The 13069-nt window shown below is 37.3% G+C and carries 15 protein-coding genes and 1 pseudogene; 9 read left to right on the forward strand and 7 right to left on the reverse strand.

Features of this window, described 5'->3' with window-relative positions; genetic code table 11:
• Positions 1–28: 28 nt before the first annotated feature.
• From M2373_RS00085 to M2373_RS00105, 5 genes and pseudogenes are all read right to left on the reverse strand, one after another.
• Positions 29–982 (reverse strand): annotated as a pseudogene (locus M2373_RS00085) (patatin-like phospholipase family protein); the annotation flags it as partial.
• Positions 983–1312: 330 nt separating this feature from the next.
• Positions 1313–2011 carry a DUF1826 domain-containing protein gene (locus M2373_RS00090; protein WP_259106229.1) on the reverse strand — a complete coding sequence of 233 codons (699 nt, stop codon included), beginning with the start codon at positions 2009–2011 and terminating at the stop codon, positions 1313–1315.
• 216 nt (positions 2012–2227) lie between these two features.
• Positions 2228–3991, reverse strand: coding sequence for an FAD-dependent oxidoreductase (locus tag M2373_RS00095; protein ID WP_259106231.1), 1764 nt, complete (start codon positions 3989–3991; stop codon positions 2228–2230).
• A gap of 11 nt (positions 3992–4002) precedes the next feature.
• Positions 4003–5190 carry an FAD-dependent oxidoreductase gene (locus M2373_RS00100; protein ID WP_259106233.1) on the reverse strand — a complete coding sequence of 396 codons (1188 nt, stop codon included), beginning with the start codon at positions 5188–5190 and terminating at the stop codon, positions 4003–4005.
• A 321-nt stretch (positions 5191–5511) separates the two neighbouring features.
• Positions 5512–5916, reverse strand: a complete 405-nt coding sequence (locus M2373_RS00105) for a hypothetical protein (protein WP_259106235.1) — start codon at positions 5914–5916, stop codon at positions 5512–5514.
• Positions 5917–6139: 223 nt separating this feature from the next.
• Between M2373_RS00105 and M2373_RS00110 the strand changes: the two genes are divergently transcribed.
• The 3 genes from M2373_RS00110 to M2373_RS00120 all read left to right on the forward strand — a co-directional run bounded on the left by M2373_RS00110 (position 6140) and on the right by M2373_RS00120 (position 8387).
• Complete coding sequence (locus tag M2373_RS00110) at positions 6140–6685, forward strand: hypothetical protein (protein WP_259106237.1); 546 nt, start codon at positions 6140–6142, stop codon at positions 6683–6685.
• A 30-nt stretch (positions 6686–6715) separates the two neighbouring features.
• Positions 6716–7585: an AraC family transcriptional regulator gene (locus M2373_RS00115; protein ID WP_259106239.1), complete on the forward strand. Its 870-nt coding sequence runs from the start codon at positions 6716–6718 to the stop codon at positions 7583–7585.
• A gap of 79 nt (positions 7586–7664) precedes the next feature.
• On the forward strand, positions 7665–8387 hold the full coding sequence (locus M2373_RS00120; protein WP_259106241.1) for an iron transporter: 723 nt from the start codon (positions 7665–7667) through the stop codon (positions 8385–8387).
• Between the two features lie 125 nt (positions 8388–8512).
• Here M2373_RS00120 and M2373_RS00125 read toward each other — a convergent pair whose 3' ends face one another.
• Both M2373_RS00125 and M2373_RS00130 read right to left on the reverse strand, forming a co-directional pair.
• Positions 8513–9019 carry a hypothetical protein gene (locus M2373_RS00125; RefSeq protein ID WP_259106243.1) on the reverse strand — a complete coding sequence of 169 codons (507 nt, stop codon included), beginning with the start codon at positions 9017–9019 and terminating at the stop codon, positions 8513–8515.
• A 32-nt stretch (positions 9020–9051) separates the two neighbouring features.
• Entirely contained in the window at positions 9052–9975 is a 924-nt protein-coding gene (locus M2373_RS00130; protein ID WP_259106245.1) for a hypothetical protein, read from the reverse strand.
• Positions 9976–10474: 499 nt separating this feature from the next.
• On the opposite strand from M2373_RS00130, the gene M2373_RS00135 reads away from it, so the two are divergent.
• Genes M2373_RS00135 through M2373_RS00160 form a run of 6 tightly spaced genes read left to right on the forward strand, consistent with a single transcriptional unit; the run spans position 10475 to position 12969 of the window.
• Complete coding sequence (locus M2373_RS00135; protein ID WP_047400697.1) at positions 10475–10690, forward strand: RebB family R body protein; 216 nt, start codon at positions 10475–10477, stop codon at positions 10688–10690.
• Positions 10691–10707: 17 nt separating this feature from the next.
• Complete coding sequence (locus M2373_RS00140) at positions 10708–11235, forward strand: hypothetical protein (protein WP_259106247.1); 528 nt, start codon at positions 10708–10710, stop codon at positions 11233–11235.
• 53 nt (positions 11236–11288) lie between these two features.
• Positions 11289–11486: a hypothetical protein gene (locus M2373_RS00145; protein ID WP_259106249.1), complete on the forward strand. Its 198-nt coding sequence runs from the start codon at positions 11289–11291 to the stop codon at positions 11484–11486.
• Entirely contained in the window at positions 11473–12282 is an 810-nt protein-coding gene (locus M2373_RS00150; RefSeq protein ID WP_259106251.1) for a hypothetical protein, read from the forward strand. The genes M2373_RS00145 and M2373_RS00150 overlap by 14 nt, the downstream gene beginning before the upstream one ends.
• Before the next feature lie 42 nt (positions 12283–12324).
• On the forward strand, positions 12325–12717 hold the full coding sequence (locus M2373_RS00155; RefSeq protein WP_259106254.1) for a hypothetical protein: 393 nt from the start codon (positions 12325–12327) through the stop codon (positions 12715–12717).
• Between the two features lie 24 nt (positions 12718–12741).
• Positions 12742–12969, forward strand: a complete 228-nt coding sequence (locus tag M2373_RS00160; protein ID WP_259106256.1) for a RebB family R body protein — start codon at positions 12742–12744, stop codon at positions 12967–12969.
• The last annotated feature ends 100 nt before the right edge of the window (positions 12970–13069 follow it).

Genomic DNA, 13069 nt, shown 5'->3' on the forward strand with positions numbered 1-13069 from the left:
CAAAACTATTGGAAATAAATAGCAGTCATTAAAAATATTTGTATGAGACTTCTTTTTCTGCCGCATTTTTTCCGATATCATAAAGCAAAAATCTATTTGCCGCATTACTCATTTTTGATAAATTTATACTATCTTTCATTATGAATATTTTCCCCAGCTCTAATTGGTTTAATGTTCCTTCAGATAAGGATGTATTAAACCTTAAATAGTTTAGTAATGGTTTTTCAAACAAAAATTCGTCTTTCAAGTTCTCCATTTCTAAGTCTATATGTACTGCTGTAGGTGATTTAGAAAGCCATTGAAGTAGTACTTGATTTTGCCAGCTGGCATCTTGCATTAGCATTTCAGGAACGCTTCGTACCCATGATAACAACCAAGCTTTATTGATTTGTTTGGGTTTTTTATGATATTCTGTGTGCCCAGTTCCAACAGATATTAATGTTAATTTGTCTTCTCCTGCAATCCAATTAAATGGGAAACTTTTCATAGTTGCTATCATAAACAAACTTAGCGCTGGGTTGTTTGCCATACTAACGCCGCCATCCACAAATGCTCCAATTTCACCGTTTCCTATATCAATTGATTGAGGAATGAAATATGTGGGAGCCGCAGAACTAGCTCTTAGAAGCTTCCACAATGGAATATTTTTGTTGAATTCATAAAATTTTCCTCTAGGATGGTTAATGAAAAACCAAGGACTATTAGAATCTACTCGTTTGGCAACTATACATAACCCTGTTTTTAAATCATTGCTACCTAAAGTAATTTCTCCAAGATGTTTTTTTAAATTAGTGACTAATTTTTTTTCACTAAACTCTGCTTTTAAGTAGCTATAAGTTTCAAAAGGATTCCACCATATTCGTCTTCCTGAAAAAATTTCACCTCCTAGCTGCATATACATATCTTTTATTTCGTCAACGGACTTACCTAAAGCTAATAAAGTAGCTATTATTGAACCTGTTGAAGTTCCACCTATTAAATCGAAATAATCACTGAGAACATATTTTGGATTTTTTTTTTTTCACGAAAAGTATAATAAAAAAAGAATCGACTCGAACTGTTGCCTACCTCAATTTAGCAGACAGTTATTGGGCAGTAAACAAAAAAGATTTAGCAAAAGAAAATTATAAAAAATATGTTGAGCTTATGAAATCTCAGAAGAAAGATTTGAATAAAATCCCTAAACAGGTTTGGGAGAGGATAAAATAAAGCTCAGTTAATGAAAAAAATATTGTTGTTTGTAGTGTTCACGAATAATTTATTTCATACACAAACAAAACCTATAAAAGACATTATTTAACCTTTTCAAATATCAACAAATCAACAACAGCCTGTATTCGCCATCATGTTCCACAGGAGCACGATGAACACAAGGTAAAACCTTCTGCTCCGGATGATCTACGGCCAATCTCCAGAGATGTCCAAGCCCTAAATTGATGGGCTGAGCATTGGATTTAGGCTGATAATGCAGGTCGAAGAAACAGTCTTTGAGGAAGGTGTCAAATTCTGATTCTGGGCCGTCATGTAGTTTTTTAAGCTTTTCCCGGATCTCGGGAATTAATATTTTTTGTTCGACCTGATCATTGGAAATTAGATCACTTGCAGCACCATGATAAGTGCATAAAAAAGTATCTGTACCAATAGGCGAGCGGTCTACGTGATAAGAATAAACATCGGTGGAAATGAAATCGAATTCTTCATCCCGGTCATAGTTTTTAAGTAAATTAAGCGAAGGTGAAGCTCCAAAATCGGTCAAAAACTGTAAATCAGCTAAAATAATCTCTCTTGCTATAGAACCTTCTTCTGAGAGTTGTAATGCCAAAAGATCTTCAGCAGAAACTTCTGTAACATTTTCTTTTAATTGAAGCTTAGATACAATTTCTTTAAAATCACCTGTTAAATTTCTGTGCCAGCATATTGCATTCATACTTTCCTGAAAATGAGTGTTTACCAGTTCAGAAAAAGAAGAGGCTAATCCAATTTGTGGGTTGTCAGAAAATATAGTGCTCATAAGGTCGAAATCAACAATGGAGTTGCTTAGTTCTTGGCAAAAATAAGGAATAGATTAGAAGATAAGGTTGGTTTACATTTATTTTAGATGGAAATAAACTTAAAAGCAATTCAATTAAAAGTTTAAATAACTTCATAGAACACTTTTATCACTAAAAAATAAAGACCGACTCACCAGAAAAGCAAGTCGGTCGTTTTTATATACTATTTTATGAATTTACCATCCCAGATAATACTTTTCACTCAGCCAGTAAGGGCGATCCAGTCCAAAATATTCCTGCAGCATTTTTTCAGCCTCACAGAATGCACCTTCCACCCAGCCCTGTTGATCGGAATAAGCTTCACCACAGATATGAATCTGTTCATCGGCTACCGGTTTTCTCATATATGGCATTACATTCTTAACAGAGTAGCCTGCTTTCCAGGCATGGTAACCAGCTCCGAAAGGATCATCTGTCCAGTCTTTAAAATAAGTGACATAAGGTTCCGGAATGGTGACCTTATCACCGTGAAGTTCACGAAGCTGATTCATTAATTCACCAACCATCAGTTTGGTAGCCTGTACATCATCGAGCTCATGAAGTTCTTTTAGCGATGCCGATTTGGCGGGTTTTACTTCAAAAAGAATCTTGTCATCGGTAAGAGCTTTCCAGAATGTTTCCGTTTCCATATCTCCGTAGCTTCCCAAAAGCATGGAGTTGTTGGTTTGAGGGTCTGTTCCGAAATAATAGCACTGCCTCATTGGTAAGTCGGTGATGGAATGTCCTGAATCAATTTCAAGTTCAGGTTCTTTCCACCAGGGATATTCAAAGCCCATTAAAATTTTAAAAGCGGGCTCCATAATAACAGAACGAATATTGTAATTAAGAGTTGAGTTTTCATTAGCATTAAAAAAGAAGTTATTTTGATCTAAAAGTTCCAGTGATTTTCTTGGCATGGCAAGAATAAGTTGATTAGCATAAACTTTCCATTGTTTATTGGTTTTAAGATTCAGGAAAGTCAGCTGATATTTATGAGAGCTTGTTAAAGCATGTTCTTTGGTGAAGGTCAGCAATTTATTTTCAGACCAGATACATGCTCCTTCATGTTCCATATAAGCATTGGCTACGGCATAAGCGATGCTGTCGTACCCTTCTTCAATGGTTTTATAAATAGTTCCTGCGGAGAAATCTCCCACCATATAGGGAAACGCTTCAGCAGAATTCCAGTTAATGGTATTAGAATAATATCCACCGGCATTGGCCAAAAATTCATAGCCTTCCTGTGAAACCTGATCTTTGATCAGATTCCAGAAACCTATATCATTTACTTTACGCCCATCGTATGGCGAATTGGGAAAATTATAGACCAATTTAGGCTTAACATCGTCCCAGTCTCTGCTGTCCAGTTCGAAAGAATAATCCAAAGGTGAAGTTCCTTTAATTTTGCTTCCGTAAGTTGAAGCCACCCACGGATCTGCCATCAATACATCATGAATAATTTTATTGAAAAGCTGATCTGAGCTGAAACCTATATCACCTTCATTCAGATAATATCGGGTGGGCAGTTTTTTGCCTTCTCCCTGAGCAACATTCCAGGCGTCCTGTTTGAAGCGTTCTTTTCTAAGATACATGAGAAGTTTTGTAGGATCACCCATTGGAAAAGGAACTGGGGTCATTACATCTTTCAGAACCGGGATACGCTTTGTAGGATCTTCGGGAGAAGGATAACCTTCAATTAAAGTCGTTACAATCTCTTGGGAAGTAAGATAACGCATGCCGCCCAGTTCACCCCAGAAATTCATTCCCGGCATGATGACAGATTCCAGTCTGCCACCCAGTTTGTCGTTCATATCGAAAATCTGTATCTCATGAGCCTTAAACTTTTTATCAGTTACAAGACGATAGGCAGAATATAATCCGGAAGTTCCGGCTCCGATAACAGCGACCTCCACTTTCAGGTCAGGGTGCATTCCTGTGTTTAAAGGAGTGTTTTTATTCATTATTTTTAGTTTTAAAGTGCTTTAAAGTATTTACGTCCTAGCTGGAAAGGGGTAATATCAAAATCCGTATGCCCGTCTAACGCAAGATCTGACATGATTTTTCCTAAAAAAGGTGTGAATTTTGCAGCCCATCCCGTAGCGTATAACACAATGTTTTTATGATTGGGCACATATCCCGGAGCAAAATCGATCAATAGTTCTTTATTCGGTATTTTGCTTAGAGCAATAAGACATGTTGAGGTATATTCCGGTTCGGTGCTTAATCCGGTCATGTGTTCTTTTACCCATTCAGAAGTGTAGTCAAGTTCCTGCTGATTAGGTATTAATGTTCTGTCACCGGGTTCTTCTAAAGGGTTGATCACAAAATCCGGGGCAACTCTGATGTATTCCGGATGATCCCAATCTACTGACGGAAAACCATAAAACTGATTTCCGTTATCACCGATCGAATTTTGAAATACAAACCAGGTCGGGTATTGAATACCCGGATCAGTTTTTTTAAAATAAGCCGAAGACATATTCCAATAGGTAGCCTCAATTTTAAAATCTAATAAGTTGATCACACTGTTGATGTACGGACCGGGGATAATTGCCAGTTTTTTAGCGATATAAATTCCGTTCGGAGTCGTGATTTCAAAAAGCTCTCCGATCTGGTTGATTTTAAGAACAGGCGAGTTCTCTTCTAAATGTACAGTTTCTTCTTTTTTGCATAAATCCAAAAGAGTTTCTATGGTTGCTTTAAAATTGATGCTTGCGCCGTCCGGCTGGAATAATCCGGTATAAGTGTCTGGTAAGTTTCTGAAATGGTATTTTTCTTCAATTTCTTTTGCTGTGAGGGTCGTGTAGGGTACATTAAGTGCTTTTAAAGCTTTCTCAGCTTCAGCAATATTTCCCTCTGTAGAATGTACATTGGGATCTCCAAACCAGAGCGTGCCTACTTTATCAAGTAAAGAAGTATCTGTCTCTTTTTCTAATTCGTCCCAGTAAGGTTGGGCATCCAGAGCCATTTGTACCATATATTGGTCCGGATACGGAATTCTGAACTGGCGCGATACTCCCGCAGAGCTTCCCAGCTGATTCACAAACGTGAACTGTTCCAGTACCAAAGTCTTAGCCTTACGTTTTCCCAGATGGTACGCCGTGGCCAGACCTATAGCTCCGCCACCAATGACAATGACATTGTAGTTTTCCTGATTCATGTGTTATTTTTTAGCTTTTATTGTTGCAATGAGACGGCAGAGAGGTATTAATCCCAAGTTGTCTCAGTATATTCAAAGTAACAAAGAAGAAAAAAGCTGATCTAGAGTAGAAATAACTAATTGCGATATTGAGTAGAAATACGGAATGTTGAAGGCTGTTAATGCTGGAAGAGGGAAGAGGAAGGGTTGGGAGTATAATTAGTTTTGCTATTTAATAATTATTATTTCCAGACTTTATCCAGTATTAGCTAATACTTCAAAAAACGAAAGCTCACCTTTACCGGCAAGCTTTTGTTTATTTTTGATGATGCAAACAGGAGATTATCCTGCTTTACACATAGCGTCCCACGTTGTCCAGAAATGGGCATTGATGGATCCGGGAGGCGGAGTTGTACTGTCTGCAACGATTCCTACCATGGAAGCGCAGTTCGAATTACAGCCTATCTCATTGTAGCTTCCTGCCTGAGGAGGTATTTGGCGCCATGTACCTGTGGAACCGTTTAATAATTCTACTTTTATTTCAAAAATTCCCGAAAGATTTGGGGTTTGAATCTGCTTAGTCGGAGTCTCACTTGAAATGGAATCACTCCAGTTTCCCTGTGAAAAAGTTACACGCCAGGTTGAAATCATTTTGGCAGTATTGTTTTGTGGTGAAAGATATACCCAGAATTGAGCACCTCCTCCTAATTGAACCTGACCGGTTGAGTTTACATTTACGTCTGACATATTAGTTTGTTTTAGTGGTTATTAGAAATGTTATTTGTAGGTCAAAGTAACAACGATAAAGAGAAATAAGGTAGAGTATAAATCACCAATTAATATTTTGAGTATAAATACGTATCCATTGAAAAAAACTTATAACAGAAAGTTTTCGGGGCAATATCTTTCGGCATGCAACTTCCTTACCCAATGAAAAAATATTATCTTCGTACTGATAAATAATCTCATGATGAAAAAAATAATATTTCTGGCCTCGGCCGTTTTTCTGCTAAATTCCTGCGTGGTGCGAACGGCAACAAAAGTGGTAACCGGCGTTGCTAAAGTAGGTTACAAAGCTGTAAAAGGAACCGTAAACGGGATCAGTTGGGCTGTCAGTAAAGCCAAAGGAAAGATTGACGAAGACCGCGTGGATGGTACCTGGAAAGTAGTGGGTGTCTATCGTGGATCTTTTGAAGATTTTTCTAATGATCAGAACCCGGAAAGTTCATTTAATTCAGACTGTGCAGATAGTTTTGATCAGATTATTTTCAATGCTAAAAAATCGAAGTTCAAGCCGGTACATTGTAGTTCTGAAAAAGAAGATTGGGTAAAATATTCAATGGAATTCGGAAAAAATCCGTTGACCAAAGAAAAGGAAAACTATATAGAATACAATTCCAATAATTATATTTCGGTCATTGATGTTAACAATAAAACCATGGTTTTAGAAGGAAATCTGATGCCTAAACTTGCATTTTCGGGTGCCAAATTATACCTGTTGGAAAAGGTGAAATAATAATAAGCATTAAAAACAACAGCAATATTCATGAAGCAAAATATTCCTACCTATGATTTACCGGATGTTTCTCAACATCAGTTTATCATTGAAAGAATGATGCATCCTGAAAATGCTGAAGAAGCTTTGCTGGATAAAGGGATACATCGTGACAGCCATTATATTTTTACGATAATGGAAAGTGGGTATGTCAAAATGATGGTAGATTTTGCTATTGTTGAAGCGCAGGGATCAGGGATCTTTTGTGTATTGCCGGGACAGGTACATCAGGGACTGGAGATGAAAGATGTTGCAGGCTGGTTTTTGGCAGTAAAAGCTGATTTTGTGCCTGACATTATACGATCTGTTTTTGAAGAATCTCTGATAGAAATAGAACCTTTATTTCTTGATAATAAAGAGATTGAAAAAATGGGCATTACTGCGGGCTTGCTTTATGATTTTTATAGGGATGAAGGGTCTGTTTCTAAGGAAGGTATTTTGGTTATCCGCTCTTTGCTGAATGCATTTATGGGAATGTTTGCACACCGTTATTCTCAGGAAAAAGGGTTTGAAATATCCGATAAAAACAGGTCAGCACAACTGACAAGAGCTTTTAGAATTCTGGTTCGTAAAAATTATAAAACAACCAAAAGTCCATCAGCTTACGCAGATCTTTTACATATTTCAAGAGGATATCTTACGGAAGTTATTCGTGAAGTCACGGGGAAGTCTGCTCAGCATTGGATACATCAGGAAATTTTAATAGAAGCTAAAAGATTATTGGTGTTTACAGACCTTACAGTAAAAGGAATTGCTTATGAATTGGGATACAGTGATCATGCTTATTTCAGCAGATTATTCGCTAAGCTTGTAGATGAATCGCCGTCGGAATTCCGGGATAAACATCGTGGAGCGGTATAATCCACGAATAGTCCAATTAAAACCTTGAAAAAGCTATTGAACGAAACATGTTTTGCAGCTTCCTTTGCAATAAAAAAGTATGTCTAGTTTACCAAAATGGATTAATGATGCAGTAGAGAATGTGTTGTCATCCAAATTCCGGGAATGTACTATTATCAAAACTGAAAATATTTCGGATCGGCTGCGTAAGATTCAGTTTAAAACAAATCTGGAAAATCTGTATTTCGAGCCTGCTTATGCAATAGGTATTAGAATTAATGAAAGGGATTTCCGGAATTATTCACCTTTTAATTTTAATGAAAAAGAAGGTTGCTTTGATGTTCTTTTCCATTTGCATGATAAAACGGCATCCGGTTGCCACTTCATTAACAGCCTGTCAGACAGTGGTTCTTTGAAGGTTCTCATTCCCCGGGGGAAAAGATTCTTTGCTAATGAAGCAAAAATTCATTTTTCCATAGGCGATGAAACTTCTTTGGGAACTTCAATTTCTATTAAAGAGGCTGCGGAAAAAATAAACACCTCCTTTTTATGCCTTCATGAAATTGATCAGCCGGAATCTTTGGAAATATTGGGGCTTTTCGGTTATTATGTTGAAAAGAATAATCCATTAAAAATGATCGAAACTTTAACTGAATTTTTAAGAGAGGAAAAGAAGGCGATTTACAATGATGAGGTTGTTTTTTATCTTACCGGAAACGGACAAACCATGAGTCTTATAAGAAAATTCCTTAAAGCAAGCGGGGTTTCAGCGAAATGCATCAGATCTCAGGCTTACTGGATAGAAGGAAAGAAGGGGCTTTAACCGGGTGACGGAAGGTGGAAGTTATCGAAAAAAGAGTACATTGTCATTATAAATTGATTTACTTACTAAATAAAAAAGATGTCCAGACTTATCTGAACACCTTTGTATTAATCATAATAAAAACTTTATTGAAGTAATTTTTGAATCTTCGAATAATTTTCACCCATCTGTGCGCTGGCTTCCTGTAAATAGGCGCGGGTAGTAGGTCCTACGTTTGCTCCGAAAATGATCATGGCTTCATCTCCGTAAGTTTTTCCTCTGTACCGTTGGCTGTTCCAATATATGTATTCGAGAAGTCCAAGTTTTTTGTTATTTTCTATGGTTCTTGCCTGCTTCAGGATTTCCTGAACCTGAGGAGAAAAAAAGACAGTACCGATTTCCTGTTCTCCGATGTTTCCGAAAAACAGATGAATTCCCCGTATGGCAATATGAGCTCCGGCTCCCACTTGGGTATAGTTGAAATCTTTGGTGGCTATTATTGCCCCAAGTCTTCCGCTTTTATCAATTTTATCAGGATTGTTGAGAGCAAATACCTGCTGGTTGTAATTTCTTTCGACCCATTTATAACTTTTTAGGCTACTATACCGAAGACCGATAGTCGCACTGTTTAACAGTAGTTTGTATTTTTGCATAATAATATGATTAGAATAATGTTTGGGATTTATTATTTTTGAAAATAGCCTGTTACAAATGACCAGAACTGTTTCCAGCTTGCTGAGGGTATAAGTATTGTGAAGCCTTCCTGTTCAAATTTAAACTGTGGATTTCTGTTGAAATGAAGTCTTCTGTCCGTTACTCCGAGAGGATTGCCTACATTGGGAGATAAATAATTAATTAAAAATGTTTTGAGTTTCGGGGTCAGATTAATTTTTATTAGATGTTGATAATCGTCTCCATTGGCATTGCGCTCAGCATCCGAAAAGGTGTATGTTTTGTCAATAGCAAATGCTTTCATACCTTCTATCCCTTGCGGGAAAATATCTTCCTTAAGTGCACCTCTTCTATAAGCCTCTTTTTCTGCAGCAGACATTTTTCTAATGAGATAATCACCTTCTATGATTTCGCGTCGAACCCTCTCCAGCTGCTTCAGATAATTACGCTGGACCTGTTCTTCCTGCATTTTTGCCCTTTTGATAGGATTAAAAGTTGTCTTTACGATGTTTCCGCCTTGAAATAAATTGGAAAATACCTTTTCCTGTCTGCTTTCAATAGCATTTAATCCTTGAGTTATTTCTTTTCCTGTGGTACCACTGAGAATTTGTTGTATTCTTTTTTCAGAGCGAGGTTTAGGAATGTATTTCTGACCTCTTTTTCTAATCGCTGTTTTGTCTAAAGAAAAAGAAGATGATCTTTCCCAATTTTCTGCAATATCAATAAGTCTTTTTTCTTCGGAGCTGAGAGCCCAGTCAAAATAAGCATGAGCTTCTTCTTGCATTTCCTCAGCCAGTTCTTTTTCTCCAGCATCAAATACATCGTTAATAAGAGTGATGACTTTTTCTTCGTTTTCTAAAGTCATGAAATAATTCCATATTTTGTTAGACCTTTCAGGATCTTCCATATTGTTCAGAAGTCGTAAGTAATATTTCATAATGTGATGGTTTTATGATCACAAATTTCTACGTAATGATTCTGATAGATCAAGGGGTAAACACCTATTTTTAAAAATTAGGGGCTTACCCTTATCTGCAACTAAAGCATTAGAATGATATTTCTTGGAAAGAATGAGGAAGATAGAAGAGGGAAGTGATGATTAAAGCTATAGCCAGTATGTTATTATCAAAGATATTTAAGGATTAACTTAATCTCAATTCTAAGGAAATACCGGTTGATATTAACTTTCAACCTCCCTCTTCCAACTTCCAACCCAATAAAATAAGCATAAAATCACCAAACATTTCACCTTTGAGAGAATTCCCTTATTTTTTAAAATTCAGTTTTTTCCCTTAACGATGATTTGTTTTTGTTTAAGAAATTTGTAACAGACAAAAGAGATAAAGTAAACGAAATTACTTAAGGCTCACTCGCAATAGAAAAGATTGGCTTGCGATGAATAAAACTAAAAGATAATAACCATTTAAAACCAAAATATGGCAGATACAGTAAACAACCAGACTACAGATGCAGTGACGCAGACGAATGTTACCGTGCTTGGCGAATCTCCGGCACAGGCCATGAGTATGCTTTATCAGATGGCCACCCATGCCAGCGGAATTTCCATTCAGAATTCGGTGACGAATCAGCAGAACTTAAATCAGCTTAACCCTGCGATTGTTGCAGATGCCATAAAAATTTTAAAAGGATAATGTAAAACTTAATAACCATGGATGAGAACAACGAAACAACAGGATCTCAAGGTGCAAATGCAACCACTCCTGCAGAGAAAGCGGTAGTATTTGTGAATACTGAAGTTTTATCACCGCCCAAAGGTGATCCGATGTCCGGAATTGCCAAGGTAATGATCGAGCAGTCTACGGGAATGATGGTTCAGGATTTACAGTCTTTTTTAAAAGGTTTTGAGCAGGTGGGACTTGTCGCATTGAGCAGATTGGCTAATAATTTCCTTACCTACGGAACCTATAGTGAAGAAAAACCTCATCCGGGAAGCAAACCCAGTGATAAAGACGCTCAGAATCTGGCAGCAGGCAATGGAAATGATATGATGAAAGATTTATTTAAAATCGTAAGTGATTATGCTGAAGCTAAAACGAAACTTTCAGGGGCTATTTATAACGGAAACCCGAATCCCGGCCCAACAATAACGCCGGTAGCTCCTGTCGAAACTCAAAAACTTCCCTCATATACTGATGTTTCTCCCGAGCCTGAAGATGCTGAAAAAAAAAACGAGTAACGGCACCGGAGCCTTTTACGGAAGCTATAGCTACCTCAGAACCTAAGGATAATATGAGAAAAAACTTTATCGCGACTGATGATGGGGGAAAATTAGTCTTAAAATCAGTAAAACTGACTCAGCCACTCGTAAAACCGGAAATTAAAGAAGCAGTGATCCCCGCGGAAATCAATGTGAGCGAACCTGCAAAAAAAAATATAATCATAAAACTAATCGAAAAACTAAAAAAATTAAAAGATGAATTATTCTAGCGAAACAAAACCTGCAAAAATTTTAAATTTACCCTCATTAAAGGAACTGAATGATAGTATTTATCTGTCAAGAAATCAGGATAATGTGTATTTCAGTACAAAAACACCTGCCAACAACAGTGACAGAGCTGTATTCAGCCTGGGAACGTCTGATATCAATATACAGCCGATTGTAAGACAGGTAACCTGTACCAGAGGGAAGAGGCCTTATAATTACCAGTCATTTGTCATAGAACCCAAAGATAAAGCTACAGGAATAGCAATAATTATGATCAAACTGGAAGAGCATCAGACTTTTCTGTGTAATGTAAGAATCCTTCCGCTCAATACTTTAAGTGAAATTGCAGATCCGGAAGCAGAATCAAAACTACTTACTGTAAATCTCGAAAAATCAAAATGTGTCCTGAAAACAGATATTACGATCACTGCATCTAATACCGGCGAGGCTCTGTATTCTGTACACGACGTAGATGTAAATGCCGTTTCCGATCTTATTACGCCCGATGAAATTGTAGAATTAAAAAGGGAACTGGAATTTCAGGGTTCAAAACTGATTGCCCATTATTTTCAGGAAGTTCTGGAAATTGTACTGAATGACAATCCTTCGAATACCACGAAAGCTCCCGTTATTCCGGATGATTATATTTTAAACCTTCCTTCGGAAAAATTAAAAGAAATGATGTCAGCCAATGCGATCTCAGGAAGTATTGCCCTTGAAATTATCGGAAGCAACGTAATTAAAGATCTCAATAGAGACTGGACGGCAGCCGGTGCTTTTATAGGCTATTTATTATAGCGGTATTGTCTTAATACGATCAATCAACAAAAAATTAATAACATGCGAAGACGAATCACCAGAAAAAAAACGAATCCGGCCCCAATTCCCGCTCCGGTAGTTGTGGAACAGACCGAACCTGAAATAATAGGGGAAGATATAATGCCGTTTATTCTCAGGCATGAAGATGAAATTATTGATTATATAAAAGATAAGGCGACCAAAGCTACCCTTACTTCATTGGCTCCTTTACTGGAAAAACTGGAACAGGCTGTTCAGGAACAGCAGGCATACCAGGCAGCAACAGTACCTGCTGCAGAACCTGCCCCGATGGATTATGATGCCCAACTGAAAAAACTTCAGGAATCTTCCATGGTAAAAGTAAAAGAAAAAGAACTGAAAATTGCAGAAAGAATGAATAAGCTGCAGGTAAGATTTGCCAATATCCGTAAATAAAATTATGAATCAAAAGCTAATAATATGAATGAAATTAACATAGCAGTCGTAGGAATGTCTGCCTCTTTACCCGCAGCCATATCTGCCCAGGTAAGCGCACATTCCACAGGGCTTATGCACATCAATTCTGCACTGAATCAGCAGCGCGATGCAATGCTGGGAATGAGCAATTATGTGATGGGAGTGAAAAAAATGGGCTCGGGAAGATTAAAATGTAAAGATCCCTTACCCTTTAGAAAAGGACGTTTTTAATTTCCTGTAAAAACCACGGATGCGGTTGAGTTTCTCTGAAGATTATTCAGTGCCCCTCAGCATATATACAGTCAGGTCAACATTTTTGCACTGAGTGATG

Source organism: Chryseobacterium sp. JUb7 (genome assembly GCF_024806495.1).
GTDB lineage: Bacteria > Bacteroidota > Bacteroidia > Flavobacteriales > Weeksellaceae > Chryseobacterium.

Bases quoted from the DNA above. Each gene is read 5' to 3' on its own strand.
- M2373_RS00090 (WP_259106229.1), bottom strand. From the start codon at position 2,011: ATGAGCACTATATTTTCTGACAACCCACAAATTGGATTAGCCTCTTCT.
- M2373_RS00095 (WP_259106231.1), bottom strand. From the start codon at position 3,991: ATGAATAAAAACACTCCTTTAAACACAGGAATGCACCCTGACCTGAAA.
- M2373_RS00100 (WP_259106233.1), bottom strand. From the start codon at position 5,190: ATGAATCAGGAAAACTACAATGTCATTGTCATTGGTGGCGGAGCTATA.
- M2373_RS00105 (WP_259106235.1), bottom strand. From the start codon at position 5,916: ATGTCAGACGTAAATGTAAACTCAACCGGTCAGGTTCAATTAGGAGGA.
- M2373_RS00110 (WP_259106237.1), top strand. From the start codon at position 6,140: ATGAAAAAAATAATATTTCTGGCCTCGGCCGTTTTTCTGCTAAATTCC.
- M2373_RS00115 (WP_259106239.1), top strand. From the start codon at position 6,716: ATGAAGCAAAATATTCCTACCTATGATTTACCGGATGTTTCTCAACAT.
- M2373_RS00120 (WP_259106241.1), top strand. From the start codon at position 7,665: ATGTCTAGTTTACCAAAATGGATTAATGATGCAGTAGAGAATGTGTTG.
- M2373_RS00125 (WP_259106243.1), bottom strand. From the start codon at position 9,019: ATGCAAAAATACAAACTACTGTTAAACAGTGCGACTATCGGTCTTCGG.
- M2373_RS00130 (WP_259106245.1), bottom strand. From the start codon at position 9,975: ATGAAATATTACTTACGACTTCTGAACAATATGGAAGATCCTGAAAGG.
- M2373_RS00135 (WP_047400697.1), top strand. From the start codon at position 10,475: ATGGCAGATACAGTAAACAACCAGACTACAGATGCAGTGACGCAGACG.
- M2373_RS00140 (WP_259106247.1), top strand. From the start codon at position 10,708: ATGGATGAGAACAACGAAACAACAGGATCTCAAGGTGCAAATGCAACC.
- M2373_RS00145 (WP_259106249.1), top strand. From the start codon at position 11,289: ATGAGAAAAAACTTTATCGCGACTGATGATGGGGGAAAATTAGTCTTA.
- M2373_RS00150 (WP_259106251.1), top strand. From the start codon at position 11,473: ATGAATTATTCTAGCGAAACAAAACCTGCAAAAATTTTAAATTTACCC.
- M2373_RS00155 (WP_259106254.1), top strand. From the start codon at position 12,325: ATGCGAAGACGAATCACCAGAAAAAAAACGAATCCGGCCCCAATTCCC.
- M2373_RS00160 (WP_259106256.1), top strand. From the start codon at position 12,742: ATGAATGAAATTAACATAGCAGTCGTAGGAATGTCTGCCTCTTTACCC.